At 36.1% G+C, this 22,752-nt stretch carries 25 protein-coding genes; 14 read left to right on the forward strand and 11 right to left on the reverse strand.

The window, feature by feature from the left end:
• Positions 1-125: 125 nt before the first annotated feature.
• The 6 genes from rpsF (at position 126) to dapB (ending at position 3,370) form a co-directional block, all read left to right on the forward strand.
• On the forward strand, positions 126-542 hold the full coding sequence (gene rpsF, locus O970_RS02535; protein ID WP_024495613.1) for a 30S ribosomal protein S6: 417 nt from the start codon (positions 126-128) through the stop codon (positions 540-542).
• 6 nt (positions 543-548) lie between these two features.
• The gene (gene priB, locus O970_RS02540; protein WP_024495614.1) at positions 549-851 is read left to right on the forward strand and encodes a primosomal replication protein N; all 303 of its coding nucleotides are present in this window, start codon (positions 549-551) and stop codon (positions 849-851) included.
• A 4-nt stretch (positions 852-855) separates the two neighbouring features.
• Positions 856-1,083 (forward strand): 30S ribosomal protein S18, encoded by a 228-nt coding sequence (rpsR, locus tag O970_RS02545; RefSeq protein WP_024495615.1) that lies wholly within the window; start codon positions 856-858, stop codon positions 1,081-1,083.
• A gap of 22 nt (positions 1,084-1,105) precedes the next feature.
• Entirely contained in the window at positions 1,106-1,558 is a 453-nt protein-coding gene (gene rplI, locus O970_RS02550; RefSeq protein ID WP_024495616.1) for a 50S ribosomal protein L9, read from the forward strand.
• 158 nt (positions 1,559-1,716) lie between these two features.
• Positions 1,717-2,337 (forward strand): BamJ family beta-barrel-assembly machinery protein, encoded by a 621-nt coding sequence (locus O970_RS02555; RefSeq protein ID WP_024495617.1) that lies wholly within the window; start codon positions 1,717-1,719, stop codon positions 2,335-2,337.
• 211 nt (positions 2,338-2,548) lie between these two features.
• Positions 2,549-3,370, forward strand: coding sequence for a 4-hydroxy-tetrahydrodipicolinate reductase (gene dapB, locus O970_RS02560; protein WP_024495618.1), 822 nt, complete (start codon positions 2,549-2,551; stop codon positions 3,368-3,370).
• A gap of 95 nt (positions 3,371-3,465) precedes the next feature.
• Here dapB and hemN read toward each other — a convergent pair whose 3' ends face one another.
• Positions 3,466-4,845 (reverse strand): oxygen-independent coproporphyrinogen III oxidase, encoded by a 1,380-nt coding sequence (hemN, locus tag O970_RS02565; protein ID WP_024495619.1) that lies wholly within the window; start codon positions 4,843-4,845, stop codon positions 3,466-3,468.
• Between the two features lie 170 nt (positions 4,846-5,015).
• Positions 5,016-5,495, reverse strand: coding sequence for a Der GTPase-activating protein YihI (gene yihI / locus O970_RS02570; protein ID WP_051318581.1), 480 nt, complete (start codon positions 5,493-5,495; stop codon positions 5,016-5,018).
• A 179-nt stretch (positions 5,496-5,674) separates the two neighbouring features.
• On the opposite strand from yihI, the gene coaA reads away from it, so the two are divergent.
• Together coaA and O970_RS02580 are read left to right on the forward strand one after the other, a co-directional pair.
• On the forward strand, positions 5,675-6,610 hold the full coding sequence (gene coaA / locus O970_RS02575) for a type I pantothenate kinase (RefSeq protein WP_036562450.1): 936 nt from the start codon (positions 5,675-5,677) through the stop codon (positions 6,608-6,610).
• A gap of 17 nt (positions 6,611-6,627) precedes the next feature.
• A complete protein-coding gene (locus O970_RS02580) occupies positions 6,628-7,050 on the forward strand; it encodes a DUF1090 family protein (protein ID WP_024495622.1) in 423 nt (140 codons plus the stop codon).
• 78 nt (positions 7,051-7,128) lie between these two features.
• On the opposite strand, the gene O970_RS02585 is transcribed toward O970_RS02580, so the two are convergent.
• Positions 7,129-7,791, reverse strand: a complete 663-nt coding sequence (locus O970_RS02585) for a thiol:disulfide interchange protein DsbA/DsbL (protein WP_024495623.1) — start codon at positions 7,789-7,791, stop codon at positions 7,129-7,131.
• Between the two features lie 301 nt (positions 7,792-8,092).
• Here O970_RS02585 and O970_RS02590 point away from each other — a divergent pair, with 301 nt between their 5' ends.
• The 4 genes from O970_RS02590 to O970_RS02605 all read left to right on the forward strand — a co-directional run bounded on the left by O970_RS02590 (position 8,093) and on the right by O970_RS02605 (position 11,129).
• Complete coding sequence (locus tag O970_RS02590; RefSeq protein ID WP_024495624.1) at positions 8,093-8,785, forward strand: YggN family protein; 693 nt, start codon at positions 8,093-8,095, stop codon at positions 8,783-8,785.
• A 134-nt stretch (positions 8,786-8,919) separates the two neighbouring features.
• Complete coding sequence (folD, locus tag O970_RS02595) at positions 8,920-9,771, forward strand: bifunctional methylenetetrahydrofolate dehydrogenase/methenyltetrahydrofolate cyclohydrolase FolD (RefSeq protein WP_024495625.1); 852 nt, start codon at positions 8,920-8,922, stop codon at positions 9,769-9,771.
• A gap of 137 nt (positions 9,772-9,908) precedes the next feature.
• Positions 9,909-10,400, forward strand: a complete 492-nt coding sequence (ppiB, locus tag O970_RS02600) for a peptidylprolyl isomerase B (protein WP_024495626.1) — start codon at positions 9,909-9,911, stop codon at positions 10,398-10,400.
• Between the two features lie 15 nt (positions 10,401-10,415).
• Positions 10,416-11,129 carry a UDP-2,3-diacylglucosamine diphosphatase gene (locus O970_RS02605; protein WP_024495627.1) on the forward strand — a complete coding sequence of 238 codons (714 nt, stop codon included), beginning with the start codon at positions 10,416-10,418 and terminating at the stop codon, positions 11,127-11,129.
• A gap of 298 nt (positions 11,130-11,427) precedes the next feature.
• Here O970_RS02605 and ilvY read toward each other — a convergent pair whose 3' ends face one another.
• Entirely contained in the window at positions 11,428-12,318 is an 891-nt protein-coding gene (gene ilvY, locus O970_RS02610) for an HTH-type transcriptional activator IlvY (protein WP_024495628.1), read from the reverse strand.
• A gap of 161 nt (positions 12,319-12,479) precedes the next feature.
• On the opposite strand from ilvY, the gene ilvC reads away from it, so the two are divergent.
• Together ilvC and O970_RS02620 are read left to right on the forward strand one after the other, a co-directional pair.
• Positions 12,480-13,958 (forward strand): ketol-acid reductoisomerase, encoded by a 1,479-nt coding sequence (gene ilvC / locus O970_RS02615; protein ID WP_024495629.1) that lies wholly within the window; start codon positions 12,480-12,482, stop codon positions 13,956-13,958.
• Positions 13,959-14,346: 388 nt separating this feature from the next.
• Positions 14,347-14,934, forward strand: coding sequence for a cell division protein ZapC (locus O970_RS02620; protein WP_024495630.1), 588 nt, complete (start codon positions 14,347-14,349; stop codon positions 14,932-14,934).
• A gap of 43 nt (positions 14,935-14,977) precedes the next feature.
• Here the strand turns inward: O970_RS02620 and O970_RS02625 are convergent, their stop codons facing one another.
• The 7 genes from O970_RS02625 to hflD form a co-directional block, all read right to left on the reverse strand.
• Positions 14,978-16,087 (reverse strand): YcbX family protein, encoded by a 1,110-nt coding sequence (locus tag O970_RS02625; RefSeq protein ID WP_024495631.1) that lies wholly within the window; start codon positions 16,085-16,087, stop codon positions 14,978-14,980.
• A 599-nt stretch (positions 16,088-16,686) separates the two neighbouring features.
• Positions 16,687-17,577 carry a heme biosynthesis HemY N-terminal domain-containing protein gene (locus tag O970_RS02630; protein WP_024495632.1) on the reverse strand — a complete coding sequence of 297 codons (891 nt, stop codon included), beginning with the start codon at positions 17,575-17,577 and terminating at the stop codon, positions 16,687-16,689.
• A 10-nt stretch (positions 17,578-17,587) separates the two neighbouring features.
• Positions 17,588-18,952 (reverse strand): uroporphyrinogen-III C-methyltransferase, encoded by a 1,365-nt coding sequence (locus O970_RS02635; RefSeq protein WP_024495633.1) that lies wholly within the window; start codon positions 18,950-18,952, stop codon positions 17,588-17,590.
• Positions 18,953-18,981: 29 nt separating this feature from the next.
• Positions 18,982-19,713, reverse strand: coding sequence for a uroporphyrinogen-III synthase (locus O970_RS02640; RefSeq protein WP_024495634.1), 732 nt, complete (start codon positions 19,711-19,713; stop codon positions 18,982-18,984).
• Positions 19,710-20,639, reverse strand: a complete 930-nt coding sequence (gene hemC, locus O970_RS02645; protein WP_024495635.1) for a hydroxymethylbilane synthase — start codon at positions 20,637-20,639, stop codon at positions 19,710-19,712. The genes O970_RS02640 and hemC overlap by 4 nt, the downstream gene beginning before the upstream one ends.
• A gap of 52 nt (positions 20,640-20,691) precedes the next feature.
• Positions 20,692-22,062, reverse strand: a complete 1,371-nt coding sequence (purB, locus tag O970_RS02650) for an adenylosuccinate lyase (RefSeq protein WP_024495636.1) — start codon at positions 22,060-22,062, stop codon at positions 20,692-20,694.
• Positions 22,063-22,087: 25 nt separating this feature from the next.
• The gene (gene hflD, locus O970_RS02655; RefSeq protein WP_024495637.1) at positions 22,088-22,723 is read right to left on the reverse strand and encodes a high frequency lysogenization protein HflD; all 636 of its coding nucleotides are present in this window, start codon (positions 22,721-22,723) and stop codon (positions 22,088-22,090) included.
• Positions 22,724-22,752: the final 29 nt, after the last annotated feature.

Consider the following 22,752-nt stretch of genomic DNA (forward strand, 5'->3'; position numbering starts at 1 on the left):
TAGCATAATAATTTTAGATAAGCTATAATACGCCGTCAATTTCAACCGCCACTTTTCACGTTCCTTGCTTTCATTGGGCTGCGGTTGACCCAGACAGAAAGCTGATTAATCCGTAGGGAGCTATAATGCGTCATTACGAAATTGTTTTTATGGTTCATCCAGACCAGAGCGAACAAGTCGCTGGTATGATTGAACGTTATACCGGTATATTAACCAATGCCGGTGGTACTATCCATCGTTTAGAAGACTGGGGTCGTCGCCAGTTGGCTTATCCTATCGAAAAATTGCATAAAGCGCATTATGTTCTTATGAACGTAGAAGCGAAGCAAGAAGCGGTTGACGAGTTAGAAGACAGCTTCCGCTTTAACGACGCAGTGATTCGTAGTTTAATTATGCGTACAAAACACGCTGTTACTGAAGCATCTCCAATGTTAAAAGCAAAAGATGAGCGTAAATCTCATGACAGTTTTGCTGATGACGCTGACGTGAATAATGACGTGCAGGGTGATGAAGAAGTGGCTGCTGAGGAATCAGAAGATTAATTCATTATGACTAATCGTATGGTGCTCGCGGGAATCGTGTATAAAACGCCCATCCGAAAGGTAAGTCCAAATGGCATTCCACATTGTCAATTTTATCTGGAACATGTTTCAGAACAAATGGAAGCGGGATTAAAAAGGCACGCATGGTGTACTATCCCTGTTGTCATTAGTGGACACAATGAATTAACAAACAGCATTGAAAAAGGCAGTAAGATCTGTGTAAGTGGGTTTATTAGTTTGCATCGAAGGCAAAATAATATTAATCAATTGATTTTACATGCTGACCATATTGAATTTTTAGGAGAGTAGCCACATGGCACGTTATTTCCGTCGTCGTAAATTCTGCCGTTTTACTGCAGAAGGCGTTCAAGAAATTGATTATAAAGATATTTCTACGTTAAAAAGTTATATCACAGAAAGTGGTAAAATTGTACCTAGCCGTATTACTGGTACAAGTGCTAAATATCAGCGTCAGCTAGCGCGCGCAATTAAACGCGCTCGTTATTTAGCATTATTGCCTTATACTGACAACCAACACTAATTAGTAACAAGAGGAAAATATAATGCAAGTTATTCTACTCGATAAAGTTGCTAATTTAGGCAGCTTAGGTGACCAAGTACAGGTTAAAGCCGGTTATGCACGTAACTTCTTAATCCCTCAGGGTAAAGCTGTACCTGCGACTAAACATAACATCGCGTTTTTTGAAGCACGTCGTTCTGAATTAGAAGCTAAATTAGTTGACGTATTAAAAGCGGCTGAAGCGAAAGCGGCTGAAATTGCTGAATTAGCTCAAGTTACTATCGCAACTAAAGCGGGTGACGAAGGTAAATTATTCGGTTCTATCGGTACTCGTGATATTGCTGATGCGCTTAAAGCAAAAAATATTGATGTTGTTAAAAGCCAAGTACGTTTACCTAACGGTGTTTTACGTGTTGTTGGTGAACATGAAGTGATGTTACAACTTCACAGCGAAGTATTTGCAAAAATCATTGTTAATATTATTGCTGAAGCTTAATTGATTTTTATTTATGTAAAACCCGCTTAGGCGGGTTTTTTATTATTAGTGGTTTTGAATATCAACTATTTGCTGTTGTCATTTGTGGTTAAGCAGGGTGTTTAATCTATGCTTAATAAACAGCGATCAAATTTATTAAAAAGAGAGAAACAAAAGCTATGGCAAAAATTCAACTTGAAACTCAACAGGCGCAGGCAAGTTATGGGATCGGTTTACAAATTGGTCAACAATTGCAAAGTTCTGGTTTAAAAGATTTAGATGCGCAAGCGTTGGCTGCTGGCATTCATGATGTGTTGGCTGGTAATCCGCCCGCTGTTTCATTAGAAGTATTACATAACGCATTGCGTAAAATGCATGAAGAAGCGGAACAACAGCGCCAGTCGCAAGCACAAGCAGCAGCACAAGCAGGGAAAGATTATTTAGCGAATAATCTTACGCAAGATGGTGTTAAAAGTACCGAATCTGGATTGCAATATAAGATAATTAAACAAGGTGAGGGCAAACTTGCCAGTGCCAGTGATCGTGTACGAGTTCATTATACTGGACGCTTAATTGATGGTACCGTATTTGATAGTTCGGTCGAACGTGGACAACCAGCAGAATTCCCTGTGAATGGGGTTATTGCCGGTTGGATTGAAGCGTTACAATTAATGCCAGTAGGTTCAAAATGGGAACTCTATATTCCACAAGAGTTAGCTTATGGCGAACGTGGGGCTGGTAGCAGCATTCCTCCTTATAGTGCATTAATCTTTGAAGTCGAATTATTAGATATAGTGTAATTAGTTTTGATAGTGTAAGTGCATATTGTGATGGATTACATTAACATATGCACTATTTTAAATTTGCCATGCTGTTCTACCTATATTTATCTATTTTCAATAACGTAGCATAATGACGATGGTTTTATTATCAGGATAACTGATTAGTACTATATCCATTTTTTGTTTACAATATCATGCACTGAATTTTATTTTATGGATAAGCAAAATGATGACTAAAAATCCGATTATCGTTGCGATTGCTGGCGCTGGTGGGCGCATGGGACGACAATTAATTCAAGCGACAGCGGAACTTGAGGGTGTTATCTTAGGGGCTGCGTTTGAACGTGAGGGCTCTTCATTAATTGGTGCTGATGCGGGCGAGGTCGCTGGTATTGGTAATAATGGTATTACTATTGTCAGTGATATTCATGCGCAACGCGATAAATTTGATGTGCTAATTGATTTTACGCGTCCAGAAGCGACGTTAAATCATCTGGCTATTTGTTGTCAATATCGAAAAAAAATGATTATTGGTACGACAGGATTTGACGAGCAAGGCAAAGAAAAAATTAATCAGGCCGCCAACCAAATAAGTATTGTTTTTGCCGCTAATTTTAGTGTTGGTGTCAACTTATTATTAAAGCTACTTGAAAAAGCCGCAACCGTTATGGGCGATTATAGCGATATTGAAATTATTGAAGCTCACCATCGGCATAAAGTCGATGCCCCCTCTGGTACCGCCTTAGCGATGGGAGAAACGATTGCTAATACGTTAGATCGTGATCTAAAACATTGTGCTGTCTATTGTCGTCAAGGACAAACTGGGGAGCGACCAAAAGACGCGATTGGTTTTGCCACTATCCGTGCCGCTGATATTATTGGTGAACATACGGCTATTTTTGCAGATATTGGTGAACGAATTGAGATCACGCATAAGGCATCAAATCGTATGACATTTGCCAATGGTGCGGTACGCGCCGCGATATGGATTGCACAACAGCCAGTTGGTTTATACGATATGCGCGATGTCCTAAATTTGCATCAATTATAGCATTATTTTGTTGTAGGATTAAAATAGATAGGAAAATCAATAAATGATCTTATATTGACTTTCCTATTTGTTGAATTAATTTTAACGGTAAACGGTTAGATCACTCTAGAAAACTGTTGTTGTCTTGCTAAATTACGCATATAACGATCAAAACACATACAAATATTGCGAATAAGCAGCCGTCCTTTAGCGGTAACGACTATTGTCTGCTGTTCGATATTGACCAGATTATCTTGAATAAATGGCGTGAGTAAAGCGATATCTTCAGCAAAATAGTCATCAAAATGAATTTGATAACGTGCCGCAATGGACATTTTATCTAAAGTGAAATGGCAAATTAATTGTTTAATAACATCCCGTCGAATAAGATCATCTCGAGTCATAACAAGCCCTTTCCAAGGCGTATGTTGACCGACAGAATTGGTATAAGTGCTAAGATCCTTATGATTTTGAGCATAGCTATTGCCTAACATACTAATAGCGGACACCCCTAAGCCTAATAAATCATTTTCGGCTAAGGTGGTATACCCTTGGAAATTCCTATGTAATAGCCCTTGTTCTTGAGCAATAGCCAATTCATCCGTAGGCTTGGCAAAATGATCCATCCCTATATAGCGATAATCTGCATGGATCAAGGTTTCAATCGTTTTTTGTAAAATTGCTAATTTCGTCTTGGCATTTGGCAGATCTTGATCTTTAATTTTACGCTGAGCGGCAAAGCGTTGCGGTAAATGCGCGTAATTAAAAATACTTAAACGATCAGGAGCGAGTTCAATAATTTTGTCTAAGGTATAAATAAAGCTATCTACAGTTTGAGTAGGCAAGCCATAAATAAGATCGAGATTAATCGACTGAAAATGGTTAGCTTTAGCTCGTTTAATTAAATCGGTAATAAATTGCTCATCTTGCTCACGATTAATAAGTTTCTGTACTTGTTTATCAAAATCTTGAATCCCGATACTTAAACGATTAAATCCCTCCTTGGCTAAGTGATCGATGGTGCTTAATTCAATCTCACGTGGATCAATTTCAATCGACATTTCGGCTTGTTTGGCAAACGTGAAATGTTTTTTTAACATAGCCATGAGTTGGCTAATTTCTTCTTCATTTAAAAAAGTAGGCGTACCGCCCCCCCAGTGTAATTGCGTGACTTGGCGTGTTTTAAAGTAGGCACTGCGGGCAATTATTTCTTGTTCTAAACTATTTAAGTAACGAGCAACTTTATCTCTTTGTCGAGTAATAATTTTATTACAGCCACAGAAATAACAAAGTTTGTGACAAAAAGGAATATGTACATATAAAGAAAGATTACGTTCAGGATAGCATTCTGCAGCCTGTCTGAAATCAACTTCAGTAAATTGTTCATTAAATTCTAGCGCCGTTGGATATGAAGTATAACGTGGTCCGGAATAGTTATACTTTTCAATCAGTGATTGATCCCATTCGATTCGACTAAAAGGATGATTATCTGACATAGCGTTTCCGGTTTGTGAAGTTATTATTGCTTCTTATGAGATGACATTCTATTGTTATTCGTTTTATTGATTTTATATCTTAATCTGTTTAGCTTATTGATAACGAGAAATGTGGCTACAATTAAGCCACAATAAAATCCTAGCATAATAAGTAGTAACATAATAAAACGTTATTGCCTTAATAATTTCATTATATCTTCATGTTCGCTTTCTTCTGATTGATCATCATACTCATAGCCTAATAAATTCATTAATTCATCAATACGGGCTAAGTTACGCTCAAGATAGTGTTGTTCTTGCTTAGTAAGCGTTTCGCCTAAATCAACGCGATCTAATAGCTGTTCAAGTTTAGGATCATTTTCTAATTTTTCTAATTCTTGCTCTGGGGGCAACGCTATTTTAGCCGATTTATTGGTATTGATCGATGATATGGTTGCTATGTTATCAACAATTAATGGAATAGGTTTCTTACTACCAATACGCCTATCTGACTTAGGTAATTGATTCGGTTTACGTTGCTGATTTTCATCCGCGACTTGGCGATGACCACTTGGTAAACCTTTATGTTTACGTTTCTTTTTTAATAAACGACACTCATCATTGATTTCTTGGCGAGTTTTCTTTTTTTTACGGGTATTTAATTTTGTCATACTTATCTACAACTTATATAGAATTAATAACTTATAAAGTTATCATGTTGATATTTAGTACGAAATGTAACAGAAAGCAGAAAAAAAGTATAGGATGATTGGAAAAAGCTTGCGATTTTATTCGATAATTGGTAAAAGAAGTGGCACAGTTACTGTTACTAACCAGCGAAATAAGAGATATGACAATGCCTAGCAGTCCCTATATGCAATTTAATCGAGAGCAATGGGCTATTTTACGCAATTACCTGCCTATGACATTAACCTCAGCAGATATTGAAGCATTACAAGGGATTAATGACGATCTGTCTATTGAAGAAGTAAGTGATATTTATCTCCCACTTTCTCGTTTAATTAATTATTATATCAGTGCCAACATTAGTCGACAGACAGTATTAGATAAATTTTTAGGTCGAACGCAAAAAGTGCCTTATATTATTGGGATTGCTGGTTCTGTTGCCGTTGGGAAAAGTACCACAGCCAGAGTGATGCAAGCATTATTAAGTTGTTGGCCGGAACATCGTAATGTTGCTTTAGTCACTACTGACGGTTTTTTATATCCGAATAAGGTATTAAAAGAGCGCGGTATTATGAACAAGAAAGGCTTTCCGCAATCTTATGATATCAAAAAGTTATTACAATTTGTTGCCGATGTTAAATCAGGAAAACCGCATATTAAAGCGCCCGTCTATTCTCATCTTGTTTATGATATTGTTGAAGATGAGACATTAACTATCGAATGTCCCGATATCCTTATTTTAGAGGGGCTTAATGTGTTACAGGGGGCGACCAACTGTTCACTTCCTGAAAAGCGCGTTTTTGTCTCAGATTATGTTGATTTTTCTATCTATGTTGATGCCGAAACCGAGTTATTACATAACTGGTATATTAGCCGTTTTCTAAAATTTAGGCATGGTGCGTTTAGCGATCCGAACTCCTATTTTCATCATTATGCGACGTTGCCTGAAGATGAAGCTATCGCGATCGCCAATAAACTTTGGAAAGAGATTAATGAGTGTAACCTTGTGGAAAATATATTACCTACGCGTGAGCGAGCTAATTTAATTTTAACGAAGGGTGATAGTCATAAAGTAAAAAACGTTTATTTAAGAAAGTAGTGAATTGAGATGATATAATGAAAATCACATTAATAAAATTTGTTATTGCGGTGGTTTGTTTCTTTTCATCGCTAAATATATACGCGGCTGAAGACGGGTATACTTGTGCGAGTAAAAAAGCCGTATTAGCAAAAAAGTTAGATTATGCAAAGCAAGCGAATAATCAATATGAAATAGCCCATTTAGTTACAGCCCTTAATACAATAGATTCTCACTGTAGCAATGTTGAGTTAGAAAAAAAGTATCTAGATAATGTTTCTAAAAAAGTAAAAGAAGTCGCTAAATATCAAAAACAGCTCAATGAAGCTAAAATCAATAAAAATGAGAAGAAAATCATAAAAAAACAACATAAATTACAAGAGAAACAGGCTGAACTGGATACCGCAAAAGCGGAACTAGCTAACTTTTATAAATTGTTACAGCTCGAACAGGCTAAATAACGAAATGATTTTTACTAGCTAAAAAGCGTTATTTATAACGCTTTTTAGCTGTTTAAACTAACATTTAGTTTATCTAAGTTACCTTTTATACTTTCTTTTAGCTGTTCGTTCCAATCTTGCTTTATCAATTAATTGATCAATTATTTCAGCAATATTATGAATAGGGGTGTTTCTGCCATAAATAACTTCATAACGACCATCTACAAAAATGATTGGTACACCTGTGACACCATACTGAGCGCCCAAATTTTCCCCATCTTGTAATCGTTTATTTATTGCCGCTTGTGAATTTAAGGCTTTAGCCAAGCTATCTTGATTTACCCCGTGTTTACTAGCCCATGCTAAAAATGTATCAGTATCATAAAGTCGTTGGTTATGTTTGTGAACAGCTTCAAAAATAAGTGGTGTTAGTTTTTCTGCTCGTTTGTGACTGAGTTGTTGTAATGCATAATAGGTTTTGGCATAGGCCAGCCAACTTCTTTTACTTTTACTTTTAACAGGAATTCGTTGAAAGATAACATCTTTTGGCTTTTGGGCTAACCATTTCTGTATGGCTGGTTCCAATTTATAGGCATAAGGGCAGCCATAGGAGAAAAATTCTACAACGACAATGGCAGAATTTTTTTGTTTAACCGGATGGTCTAATACTATGTAATCTTCATTTTCAACTATAGTCGCTTGTGCTGTAGAGATAAATCTGAATATTAATAATAGTGCAATAATAATATAGCGTAGTTTCATTTCATATCACCCTTAATTTGCTTAAATCAGTAGCCTGTATAAGCAAATTTTATTTTATAAATAATAGAAAAATAGGATTACATCTAATTAACCTATACTAAGTTAAAAATAATCAGTGTATTGTAATATTAAAAATGGTTTATAATAAGTTATTTTAGCACTAAAAATAATCTAAAAGATTAAATTTATTTACTAAGTTAACAATTATTTTTCAGTATTATGCATAAAATCAATATTTTCTTTTATGCGTTATCCTTCATAATTACTGAAAATAATATTCTTTTGATGGGATAAAGAGAGTATGTTTAAAAAGATAGTATTTTATTGGGTATTAGGCTGTTTTAGTTGCAGCCTTCTGGCCAAAGAAAACCAACAGACCTGTTCGATTCAGCCTAATTATGACATTATTGTTATGGATTCGTCCATTGAATTTATTGTACATGATCATATCATGACATTAATGAATAATGGCAAAATAAAAATGGATGATCAATACTATCTTATCGACAATGATAATAAGCAGAAAGTGATGACATTTTTAACGTATTTACGTACCGAATTACCAGCATTTAAACAACTGTCACATCAACAATTAAATAGCGTGCATAATAATTTTGCCGTGGCTATTGAAAAACAATTAGGTAATGATGCGCATTTATTGACCTCTCTTAATCAATTATATACTGAACTAAATCTAATGTTGGAAGACGTGATTCATAGCGATAATAATCAACTAATTTTTAAACATACGGCATTTAATTCGCTTAAAGAAAAAGGCAGAAGCAGTGCAGTACGAATTTTTAAATCGGCATTAGCTGACAGCTTTTTTCATTTTAAAGTTTTTAAAGATTATTCAGCGATTAAAAAAATTAGTGCTAATGAATGGAAAAAACAAAAACCAGAATTAAAAGCATTTAATCTACAAGTATGTAAAATGATTGAAGAAATTGATAAGCAATATAAACAATTAGCCGCGATTAGCTATATTAAGTAAACCGGCATTACTCGCTAGCCATAATATGAACAAGCAGCCTATGCTTATCATAACTAATGGGTAATTTATATTTTTAATTAGGATGAATACCTCCAATTTAACTAATTACTTTTTTCATAAGGGCAACGATAAATATGACAGCAAAAATTATTGACGGTAAAGCATTAGCACAACAGATACGCCTCCAAGTAAAACAACGGGTTGAGCAACGTTTATCACAAGGTTTACGTGCACCTGGTCTGGCGGTGATCCAAGTCGGTGCTGATCCTGCATCCGAAATCTATGTTAGAAATAAACGCCGCGCTTGTGAAGAAGTTGGATTTATTTCCTATGCCTATGATTTTGAACAAGCGACGACAGAGCAACTCATCGAGCTCATTACCCAATTAAATACCGATCCGCATATTGATGGGATCTTAGTGCAACTTCCGTTGCCTGATAATATTGATAAAACAAGCGTCCTAGAACACATTGATCCCAATAAAGATGTGGATGGTTTTCATCCTTATAATATTGGCCATTTATGTCAACGCGATCCTAAATTACGACCATGCACACCATATGGTATTGTAAAAATGTTAGCTTCTACGGGGATTGAACTCTCTGGTTTAAATGCGGTAGTGGTAGGTGCATCCAATATCGTTGGGCGACCAATGGCATTAGAATTGTTATTGTTAGGCTGTACCACAACCGTTACTCATAGCCGTACGGTAGATTTGGCCGCACATATTGCTAACGCTGATATTGTGATTGCTGCGGTTGGAATACCTCATTTCGTTAAAGGTGAATGGATTAAATCTGGTGCTATTGTCATTGATGTTGGCATTAACCGTTTACCTTCAGGTAAAGTTGTTGGCGACGTAGAATTTGACTCAGCCGCTTTGCGTGCAAGTTGGATTACACCAGTACCAGGCGGCGTTGGGCCAATGACCGTTGCGACGCTAATTAGTAATACATTAGAGGCGTGTGAAAAATTTCACCATTAAACACCATTGGTGCAAGTTTATATCAATTAACGGTTAAATAAGCAAACAACGTGGTAAGACGCATAAAACAATGTTTTTAAATTGGTTTATGTATATAATATTAGCGATTTAGATAAACAAAGCAAATAGAGGAAAATATGATCATTTTTCATACCAATAAAGGCGATATTAAAATTGAAACCTTTGATGACAAAGCACCACAAACGGTGAAAAACTTTATTGACTACTGTCAGGAAGGTTTTTATAACAATACTATTTTTCATCGTGTTATTGATGGTTTTATGATTCAAGGCGGAGGGTTTGAACCTGGTATGAAACAGAAGAAAACCAAAGCGCCTATTAAAAATGAAGCGGATAATGGTTTGAAAAATGAACGTGGCACATTAGCGATGGCGCGTACGATGGATCCGCATTCAGCAACGGCACAATTTTTTATCAATGTAAAAGATAATGATTTTCTTGATTACCGTTCACCTGATATGCATGGTTGGGGCTATTGTGTCTTTGCTAAAGTTATTGAAGGTATGGATGTGGTTGACACGATTAAAGGTGTCAAAACTGGTCGCAGTGGTATGCATGCCGATGTACCTGTTGAAGATATTATTATTGAAAATGTAACCATTGTTTAAGGTAGGCCCAACGCGATGTTACGTTATTTTATTGCTGATATCCATCTTAATGAGTCTGAGCCAGAAATCTTAGCTTATTTTGAGCGTTTTTTGCAACAATTACCGGATCATTGCGAGCTTTACATCTTAGGGGATTTATTTGATTATTGGATCGGTGATGATGCCATCACTGATCTTCATATCAGTATTGCCAACCAGATAAAATCACTTACCCGTCGCGGTATTCGCACTTTTTTTATGGTGGGTAATCGCGATTTTTTGTTAGGTAAGAATTATGCGAAGCTGAGTGGGATGACGCTATTACCTGACATTCATATTATTACCCATCAACATAAACGTCTTATGATTATGCACGGCGATCTGCTCTGTACGGATGATAAAGGTTATCAGCGATTACGTCGTATTTTACATTGTGGGTTATTACAAAAGTTATTTGGTTTTTTACCCGTTTGGGTTCGTAATAAAATTGCGGCGCGTATGCGTGAGCGCAGTCAACGATCTAATGCCAATAAAAGTTTGCAAATTATGGATGTCAATCAGAAAACAGTAGATGAAATAATGCTTCATTACCAAGCGGATATTTTAATTCACGGGCATACGCATCGACCTGCACATATTCAATCGTTATTAGAGGCGAAAAACGTAGAGCGGTTTGTGCTGGGGGCTTGGCATGATAAAGCCGATTATGTTGTCGCTGATGATACCATTATTATGCTTAAATTACGTTAACTGATTTTACCCGCTAACAATCTACTATTGACCTTCATTAAGCGTTAACCAAGGTTGTTGCTATAGCAGATTGAAAAAATAATCACTTTATCTACTTAAAACAATACGTATATACTAGAGTACCATTTTAATAATGGTGATTAATTTATATCAACAGTTATATTAACGCTGCGGTTATATATCGCATATGTATTTAATCTAGCTTCTTTTTTCAGCACTATTTTCTTATTTTGTAAGTAGGGCTTATAGTGGATAGTAAAATATTAATGATGATCGGTTGATGTAAGTCTCGATAATATCAATCCACGCAGTCTAATTTTTGCCAAAACGCGGCAATAATTTTATTAGCAAGTTGTTTTTTTTGTACACAAACCCCAATATCAAAACAAGTAATCGCATTGGTTGGCCATTCAATTATTCTTTGCTGAATACGTTCTGGACAATTCTCAACCACTACTTTAGGTAAAAAAGCAACACCACAACCTAATGCCACCATTGGTGCAATCGCTTCATGACCAGCGACCGTTGCATAGATATAAGGTTGATACAATTTTTGTTGCGTAAACCAACGATCGATTTTACGGCGACTTGGACCATGTTGCGGCAAAATAAACGGGATGTGTTTCCAATCAGGTTTAGGGTGATGGAGCCGTTCACTAAAATAGGTTCGTAATTTGGGAATATAAAGGGCCATTTCTATTTCGCCAATCTTGGTAAATTCAATTCCTGCCGGTAACTGTTTAGGACGACCAGCAATCACTAAATCTGCTTCATTATTTTGGATTTTCATCACCGCATCAGCGGCATCACCGGTTGTTAATGTGATGTCGACGGCTGGATAACTAGCACGAAATGAATCTAAAATTTCAGGCAGATGACTATAAGCAGCAGTAACTGAACAGAAAAGCCGTAACTCTCCGACTAAATGTGTTGCGTTAGCTTTAAACGTCTGTTCCAGTTGTTTATAACTTTGTATGGTTTGATTCGCAAACAGCTTGAAAATCATCCCTGCTTCGGTAATTTGTACTGTTCGATTATCACGAATAAATAAGCTTTGTCCTAATTTCTGTTCTAAACGTTGGATTTGCCGCGACAAGGTAGAAGGGCTTATATAGTTTGCTTTTGCTGTTGTATTGAAATTATGAGTTTCACATAAGTGTAAAAAGAGGTGTAAATCACGTATCTTCATTCTATAGCCCCTTAATTCGGTAAGAAGTAGTGCATTTTTTGCAACATAGTATGCTAAATATATCAATTTAAGCAATATTAAATTGTGTGTATGATGGTAATGAGTTTCAAAAGTGGAGGTTAATCACCATAACCTCTTTTTTATTGCAGGAAGGGGAAAAAATGTCTAACTATTTCAATACATTAAATTTACGTCAACAATTGGCGCAATTGGGTAAATGTCGATTTATGGCGCGTGATGAATTTACCGCGGGCGCAGACTATCTTAAAGGAAAAAAAATTGTCATTATTGGTTGTGGTGCCCAAGGGCTTAACCAAGGGTTAAATATGCGCGATTCTGGTCTAGATATCGCTTATGCTTTACGACCAGAGGCAATAAGTGAAAAACGTTTATCTTGGCGTCAAGCGACAGAAAACGGTTTTAACGTCGGCACTTATGAGGAATTGATTCCAACGGCTGATTTAGTGATTAATCTTACGCCAGATAAACAGCATTCAGCTGTAATACAAGCGATACAACCTTTAATGAAACAAGGTGCCGCTTTAGGTTATTCTCATGGATTTAATATTGTTGAAGTCGGCGAAACAATACGTAAAGATATTACGGTGGTCATGGTGGCGCCAAAATGTCCGGGAACCGAAGTGCGTGAAGAGTATAAACGCGGTTTTGGCGTACCTACTTTAATCGCAGTTCATGCTGAAAATGATCCAAAAGGGGAAGGTCTAGCAATAGCTAAAGCTTGGGCATCCGCAACAGGTGGCGATCGGGCTGGCGTATTAGAATCGTCTTTTATTGCCGAAGTCAAATCTGATCTTATGGGCGAGCAAACTATTTTATGTGGTATGCTGCAAGCTGGTTCAATATTATGTTTTGAAAAGTTAGTTGCTGATGATATTGATCCGGCTTATGCGGGTAAATTGTTGCAATTTGGATGGGAAACCATTACCGAAGCGCTAAAACAAGGCGGTATTACTTTAATGATGGATCGTCTTTCTAATCCTGCTAAATTACGGGCCAATGCGTTGGCGGAAAAATTAAAAGTTATTTTACGTGATCTGTTCCGTAAACATATGGATGACATTATTTCTGGTGAATTTTCCGCGACAATGATGGCGGATTGGGCTAATAATGATGCTAATCTATTAAATTGGCGTAAGCAAACTCAAGAGACCGCCTTTGAAAAGGCACCGCAATACCATGGGAAAATTGATGAACAGACCTATTTTGATCAAGGTGTAGTGATGGTTGCAATGGTGAAAGCGGGTGTTGAGCTGGCATTTGAAACCATGTTAGAGTCAGGTATTTTAGCGGAATCTGCTTATTATGAATCATTACATGAGTTGCCACTAATCGCGAATACCATTGCGCGTAAACGTTTATATGAAATGAATGTCGTTATTTCTGATACCGCAGAATATGGTAATTATTTATTTGCAAATGCCGCAATTCCATTATTACGTGAAAAATTTATGCCCTTATTACAACAAGGTGACTTAGGTAAAGCACTTACGCAAACTCAGATTGATAATACGCAATTGCGTATCGTTAATGAAGCTATTAGTCATCATCCAATTGAACAAGTAGGACGAAAATTACGTCGTTATATGACAGCAATGAAACGTATCAATGTTGCAAGTTAATATGTTATTGCATTAAAAAGGCGCGTTTAAGCGCCTTTTTAATGGAATTCGGTAATAGCAATCATCAGTTGGGTACAGCGATGAATCGACATCATCCCCCATTTTATGGGGATCGCACCCGATATTCATATCCGCTTAAATAGGTTTTTATTTTAATCAAATAAGTGATAAAAAAGTCGACGTCCAGCTAAAAATAGCGATGTTAATTTTTTGTAATAAACAGAAGCATAAGGCATAATATATAAATCTAACTTATTGATTGATTTAGTAATGATGGTTTATTAACATAATTAAATGTTCAATAAATAGTCTGGATCTTTATTTTTTCTGTGGTATGTGGTAAATTGCGCCAAAAACTAATCCTATACATAGAGTAATAAGAATAATAATGAATGTGAGACCAACGGAAAATTGGTATTGGTATTTTGATCATAACCTCGATTCACTAATGTTGAATCTTTCGCAGGATATGGTGTTTCGTTCTCGTTTTACAAAAAAAATGTTAGTTGATGATGGGTTTATTGAGACTCGTTTTTCTATTGCTGATGCCGCTACTTATTACCAATTTTATGAAAACTGTGACTCATTTTTATTACCAGAGCCGTATAAGGTTCAGCTAGTTCTTAATGCCATTGCTGCACGTAATTACCTCAAGCCCCAAATGCCAAAGAGTTGGTACTTCTTGCCGCAAGCGACCCCCTATATGCCCGACATCGGCGAAGCGGTTTGTGTACAATTATGTGAGAATCATCAATTTATTGATCTACTAACTATCGATATCAGCGATAACGCTACATTGTGTGTTATTGCACAGAAAAGTGCGCCTTTAGCGGGGAAAACAGTGATCTTAGGTGATGTCATTAAAATTATGCATGACAGATTAATCCCTAAACGCTATGTTTCTGATATATTCAATCGTCAGGCTAAAGAGGAAGATAATTGGATAGTAAACGATAGTGTAAGCCACGTTTTCTAACAACTATGCCAACGACTATGGTTGAGGTTGTCTTCTTCTATTTTCAATCAATTTTTATATCCCCTTCAGGAATACAGCTACAAGCTAAAATCTGCTGGTTGCTTTGGATAGCATTGCTGGTTAACGGTTTTATTTTACCGGCGATTAATCGAATGCGACATTTGCCACATAAACCGACACGGCATGAATAAGGTATACTTATATTGTGATGTTCTAATTGTTCTAGTAATGTTTGTTCGGTATTGCCTATAAATGCTTGTTGATGGTACTCAATTGTTATTGGTTGTGAAGGTTGTCCCTGTGGTGTTTTTATTGGGGCTGTCTCCGTTTTAATAATATATGGTTTAGCGGGTTTTGTTGCTAATAGTTCCACTTTATCACCAACATGTAAAATACCTTCATTGAGCGCAACCATATTAATACCAAAATCAATCTCTCCTTGTTCATCACGACGAAAGGTTGATAGTACACTAAGGGGTTCTTTATTTGGTTCTGGCTGAGCCGTTTTAACGTTAACCGTAGTAAGAACACAGCGCGAACAAGGTTTAGTGACTTCAAATATGATCTTACCTATTTTAATTGTTTTCCAACTATCTTCAGCGAAAGCGGGTGCGCCATCAATAATAATGTTTCCACGGAATTGAGATATAGCGAGTGATTGACGACAACGCCGATCCACTTCATCAAAGGAAGATCGATTTAATAGGAGATAAGGGTAGCCATCGGCAAAGGAAAGCGGTAAGGTTGGATAATGTTTAACCCGGCGGGTTGACGCATGTCCTAGCCAGCGTAATTGGACATCACGCTGTAAATAATCACTAAACCAACGATTAACGTTAATGGAAGCAATATGTGAATAAAAATAGTTTCCCCAAACATTTGTCAATTCTAACTGGCTTGAAAATTCATTATAATTAACCACAATAGCCGATTTATTCGGCGCGGTAACAATTAATCCAGTGTGAGTAAGTTTGGGGGTTAACAATAATAGCTGTGGGTATTGTCTCGCGGTAATAAACGTCCCATCTAACTGGCTAAGCATAAATTGTCGGTCAAATTCAAAACCACTTTCATTTACCTTGGCTTGCATCAGATTTAAACCTTGCATGGATTTAATAGGGTAAATGGATAGCTGTGAAAGGGTCATCGTCATAATAAATAAACGCCAATACCAAAATAATGTTATGAAATTATCGTGATCAATTAAGTTGTTTGTGTTGTCATCTCTGCTTTGGATTTATTCGCTATATGTTTTTTCGATAAAAATATAGCAATATCTCAAAATCAGTTTATACCTTTTAAACATGCTTACTTAGGTATATGTTTAATTTTAAACCACTGTTTGTCATTTTAGCTAGTTTAAATAATAAAATATCAAAGAGTATTCATCCATCTAGCTATGTTTATAGGTTGCTTTAATTATGCTGCTGAATAAATTTTCTATTATTACTATGCCACCATTTATTAATGGTTTAGATAAATATTAAAGGATCAATATCAACTCTTTTGCTGTTTATACTAATAGTGCTGTGATGGTTTTCTGTTTATCTTATCTATTTGCTGCTCTGTTTCGATAAAAAAGCGCTCTTTATATATTGTGATAAATATAAAACGATGATGTAAAAGCCGTTATAAACAGTTTTTACATCATCAGTTAAAATTATTTTACTGTGATTGACTTATCTAGTATATCAGTATGTTGAAAGCATTATCAAAGTAATAAGATTAATGGTACTTAAAAGATAATGAATTCTAATGCTTTTTATTTTTTGCGATTAAACGATTAACTTCCTCTGCTTCATCATATTGGCCTAATTCAGTAAAATGAAACGCCACCTGTTTTTGACAAAGTAGATTATGTTTAACTGCTTTAGATTGTGCTTGCCACCATTGTTGTAGTGCTCTTGGATTCGCATCCCTTGCCAGTTGTTGAATACGGGCAATGTATGAGGCTTGTAAATATTGATCTAACTTATTTTCTTCATAAGCATGCGCTTTATGCATCATAGGAATGTAATCAATAATTGCTTGATAATTTTCTAACTTAAAATTAATTTGATAAGCAAGTCTAAGTATTTCGGCATTTTTTGGATATTTAGCTAATAGTGTCTCAACCTGTTGCTTAGCCACATTTAATTCGTTATTTTTAATTTGTAACCGAATTTGTACAATATAAAAGGCTAATTTTTCGTTATCAGTACAAGTTAATGCGGCTTGTTCTAATAATTGATTGGCAGTAATAAGCTGATTATCATCAATCGCGGCTTGGGCGGCGAATAAGTAGATTAATGTCTTATTGTTTGCGGTTTTAGCTGCTTGAGAGAATAGTTTTTCTGCTTTTGGATAATTTCCCTCTAATAATCGTAGTTGTCCCTTTTCCAGTTTCTTCGCGGATTGATTTGGGAACAACCATTGTGATAAACGGCTAAAAATATTGTGAGCATGAAGTATTTCACGTAATAGCCAGTAACACCAATAAACGATTAAAAATAATAATAGATCGATAATAACAAAAGTAGTAAAACTCATGGTTAATCGATAACCAGCAATTTTAAATAAAGCCACGCCTTGTTGTCCAGCGAGAGAGGGACCAATGATAATACCTACACCAATAATAAGAAATAATAGTAACATTTTAAACATGGTTTATCTCCTATTGTTCGCTTAATAGTGAGCGGACACGCGTTTGCATAAGACGTTCTAATATTGCCGCGCTCTCCAATTGTTCGGGAAGATGACGTTGATTAATAGTTTGTTCTTGGAGCCGATCCAGTTGATCGATAAAACCTATCGTTATTGGTGCATCTGTATTAAAGTAAGCATAAACCCAGCTGGAAACATCTTTTAATGCTTGTTGATAAATTTTATCCTGATGACGAGGTACGGCTTGTGCGGCGATATAAAGCTGTTGTCGTATATTTTCTCTGATATATAAAGCTTGATCAGGCATAATCAACGCTTTATATACCTGACATTGATTAAAGGCTTGTTTTTTTGCTTTTGCTCTAGCGATACAATCCTCATACTCATTATATTTCTCGATAGAGATAAAGTTTTTCAGCAGTGATTTAGATGAAGCTAATAAATTATCACCCCAACGTTTTAAACGCGCTTTAAAACGGTTTGATTCGCTCTGTTGTGGTGCATCATTCGTTGGATCTACAAAAGAGTCATCGTGATCGTTAAGTGCGATATCGACTAATTGGTAATTATTAATTAACGGTAATTCGTTGGCTTGATTAGCTAATTCCATTAATGACATAATGACACCATCAACATCAATATGACTTACTAATAACAATGATGAAATATCTTTATTAATCGCTTGTCTTGCGGGTAATAAACTTGGATCATTGGTTTCGGCTAAGCTGTGGTCAGCACTTTTAAGTAATAGGCTAGCAGTAACAAAATCCTGTTCATTCCATATTTTTCTGCCCGCTAAATTAACTAAATAATTAGCTTGTGAAATTAACCAATTATTGTAGTTACTAGTAGAAAGAGCAGATAGCTGTTCTTGAAGTTGATATAAACCATGTTCAGTCGTTTTATTAATTTTTGTTACTTGAGCAATAAATTGTTGTTGTGCTGTTGATTGTTGTTTTATTTGTTGTTGTAACTGTTCTAACTGTTGATTATATGACTGAGTATTTTCATTGAGACTTTTTTGTAGATTAGCACTCAATGTATCAAGCTGTGCTTGTAAATGATTTATGGTTTGTTGCTGTAAATGGTTTTGTTGACGCTCGTAATAGTAAATACCTCCACCAAGACCCAATGTTAATAGAATCGATAATAGTGTTAATTTAGATATAGGTGTTTGACTTTTAGAGGCTTTCTCTGTTTGTGTTTGTTGTGTGGTGTTTTTTTTCTTGTTGGTTGATTGATCAGCATTGTTTGTTGATTTCGTCTCTTTTAGCGCTGATTCCATATTAACCGCTGCCGCCTTAGCTTTTGTTTTTTTATTGGTATTTGATTGCTGAATATTTTCATTTTCCGATGATGATAGTTGTTCAGTCATGAATGATTCCTTTGCAAGTTTATATATTATTACTGTCCATTATGGCATAGTGTTATTAAGGTTTTAAACAATTTTCGATTATCTGCTGAATTGATGGTAATAATTTTATGCCAACCTAACGCATTTGCTTTTTCGCCAATTCTAGCACTGCTAACTAATAAAGTATTGGTTCTCTTCTGAGTTTCATTGATAAATTGTTCTAAGTATAACAAGCTTTCGGTATTGGTAATGATGATGATTTTATCAATTGAATTATCTTGAATAACACTTAATATTGGTTTGATAGGTTGTCTTTGATAACAAGTGTAATATTCGGTGATGGCTCCACGCGCTTGTAACGTTGTTGCCAATAATTCTCGCCCTTTATCTCCTCTTAAGATTAAAATACGTCGTTGTCCAATATGCTGTAATCGCGGTAATGAGAGTAAAGCCTCACTATTTTCTTCGGTTAAAGGATAGATCACAGAGGTTGCTGTGTAGTGCTGTAATAACTTGGCCGTCTTTTGCCCTATGGCTGCATAGTGTAATGATTTAGGAAAGTGAAGCTGATGTTCAAATTGCGCTATGACATTTAGCACTTGTGGGGAGACGACAATAACCATATCACCCGAAGCGAGCTGGTCGAGTTTTAATTGCAAATCAATAGGATCGACCTTTGGTACAATGTTAAATAATGGGATGTGTTTTGCCGCTAAACCTACCGCATTAAGCTGTTTGACTAACTGTTCTCCATAAGGTGTAGGGCGGGTAACAATGATCATTGTGTGGCATATATCTCGTTTAAAATAGCGTCTGCACCATCATTAAGCAATAACGTAGCTAACTTTCGACCTAATTGGTCGGCATCATTAGCTTTACCCGTTATTTCTGCTTTAATCGTCTTTGAGCCATCAAGGCAGCTAATTAACCCTCTAATATGGAGTGTGTCTTGATTTAATGTAGCATGACAGCCAATTGGGACTTGGCATCCTCCTTGTAAGGTCTCATTAAATGCCCGTTCGGCAACAATACAAAAGCGTGTTGAGGGATCATCTAATGGTGCAAGTAATGTTGATATAGCGCTATCATTGAGTCGACTTTCTATACCGATCGCACCTTGCCCAACGGCAGGTAACATGTCGGTTATCTCTAGTGCCTGAGTGATCCGCGCTGTTAATCCTAAACGAGTCAAGCCTGCGGCAGCGAGAATGATTGCGTCATACTCGCCATTATCTAGTTTTTGTAATCGTGTCCCTACATTACCGCGTAGGTCACGGATAGTTAGGTGGGGATAAGTTGCTCTTAATTGGCTCTGCCTACGTAAGCTTGATGTTCCAACTATCGCATTAGCAGGTAATTGCGCTAAAGATTGATAGTTGTTTGATACAAACGCATCGCGAGGGTCTTCACGGCAACAAATAGTGGTTAATGCTAATCCTTTTGGGAATTCCACGGGTATATCTTTCATGGAGTGTACCGCAATATCCGCCTGATCATTTAATAGGGCATGTTCTAATTGTTTAACAAATAGCCCTTTGCCACCAATTTTAGCTAATGGTGTATCTAAAATAATATCACCCTGCGTCATGATCGGTATCAATTCTACCGTTAATCGTGGATGAAAATAGGTAAGCTGTTGTTTAATAAAATTAGCTTGCCAAAGTGCTAGTGGACTTTGGCGAGTAGCAATACGAATTATTTTTTGCATATTATTTTATGAGCAATAATAAAGTTCATTATTTGATGTTTTTATATCAAAATTATTTTAATTGATTAACTAAGGTGACAGCATAACCAATATAGTTTGTTGGTGTCATTTGTTTTAAACGTCTTTTCTCTTCTTCTGGCAATGGCAGTGAGTCAATAAACTGTTGCATGCCTTCGGCATTAACGCGCTTACCTCGTGTAAGTTGTTTTAATTTCTCATAAGGTTTTTCAATGCCATAACGACGCATGACAGTTTGAATTGGCTCGGCAAGGACTTCCCAATTTTGATCAAGTTCATCAAGTAAATGCGACTGATTTACCTCTAACTTTTTCATTCCTTTTAATGTCGATTGATAAGCAATAATCGCATAACTAAGCCCCACGCCTAAGTTACGTAACACGGTAGAATCCGTTAGATCACGTTGCCATCTTGAAATTGGTAATTTACTTGCTAGGTGATGAAGCACGGCGTTGGCTAGACCAAGGTTTCCTTCTGAATTTTCAAAATCAATTGGGTTAATTTTATGTGGCATTGTCGATGAACCGATTTCACCTTCCACCATTTTTTGTTTGAAATGATTAAGGGCAATGTAACCCCAGATATCGCGATCAAAATCGATAACAATCGTATTAAAACGCGCAATACAATCAAATAATTCGGCGATGTAATCGTGAGGCTCAATTTGGGTGGTATAAGGATTCCATTTGATCCCCAAAGAGGTCACAAATTCTTGGCTAAATTGCTGCCAATCAACATCTGGATAGGCAACACTATGGGCACTATAATTGCCAGTAGCTCCATTAATTTTCCCCAGAATATCAATCTGTTTAAGTTGGATTAATTGTCGCTCAAGACGATAGGCAACATTAGCAAATTCTTTACCGATGGTGGAAGGCGTTGCTGGTTGTCCATGTGTTCTTGATAAAAGTGGAATATCGCTATATTGTTGTGCTTGCTGTTTAATTGTTTCAATTAATTGTTGCCAATAAGGAATTAATATCGTTTCTCTTGCCTCAGTTAACATTAATGCATGTGATAAATTATTGATATCTTCTGACGTGCAGGCAAAATGAATAAATTCCGATACCGAGGCTAATGGCTGGTGATGTGCGATTTTTTCTTTTAGATAATATTCAACGGCTTTTACATCATGGTTAGTCGTTTTTTCAATCGTTTTTATGTGCAATGCGTCTTGTTCATTGAAGTTATGGATAATGTGTTCAAGAAGTTGGTTGGTTTCATCATTAAATGCAGGTACTTCTTTGATTAACGGACATTCAGCCAATTTTTGTAGCCATTTTATTTCAACTTTTACGCGGTATTTCAGTAAACCATATTCGCTAAATAGTGATCGTAATGGTGCAGTTTTGTCGCCATAACGTCCATCGATAGGGGAAATTGCAGTAAGCGTAGATAATTGCATTGTTTTAGGCTCCAAAGATTAATGATTAAATGTTTGTTAATAATTCTTCTGCTGTTTGTAACAATTTTTTACGGGATAAAATAAATTGCCAGCGCGTACCGCCCATTTGAAACCATAATATGCTTGCGCGGACACAAGCAAATAGTGTTGTACGTACTTTAGCTTGGATTAATGTATTTTGTAAGTATTCCATTTTACCCATTACTTTGACTTTAGTGGTTAAAGGGCTAATGATATCGGTATAAATTCCAGCAAGTGAATACGATATGGTATCTATAGACTGGGCTAAATCATCATCATTGGTAAAGGTATATAAAGTACTTAATCGCGATAGACGTTGTGATAATTCATTTAGTGCAGTTTGGTTTTTACGTAAATGATTCGCAATAGTTAATGTAGCGAATAGATAACGTGTCGTCTCCATTACGTCTTGTTGTTTTTGCGTATTTAATATTTGAATGAGTATTTTTAAACCTCGTTTAATATTATTTATATCGCCAAAGACATCTGTTGCTGAAACGGGATTAGTATTAAAAATACTTTTTATTGCCGTAATGTAATCTTTTGGTTCAGTGGTACCATTATGACTCAATTCTGGTACTAAAGATGCGCTTTGGCAAGCACCTGCCAAAGCAATAACAATATCATGATATTTGCTCATGTTTCACCGTATGATTGTTTTATTTCTAT

The sequence above is a fragment of the Candidatus Schmidhempelia bombi str. Bimp genome (assembly GCF_000471645.3).
Lineage (GTDB): Bacteria > Pseudomonadota > Gammaproteobacteria > Enterobacterales > Orbaceae > Utexia > Utexia bombi.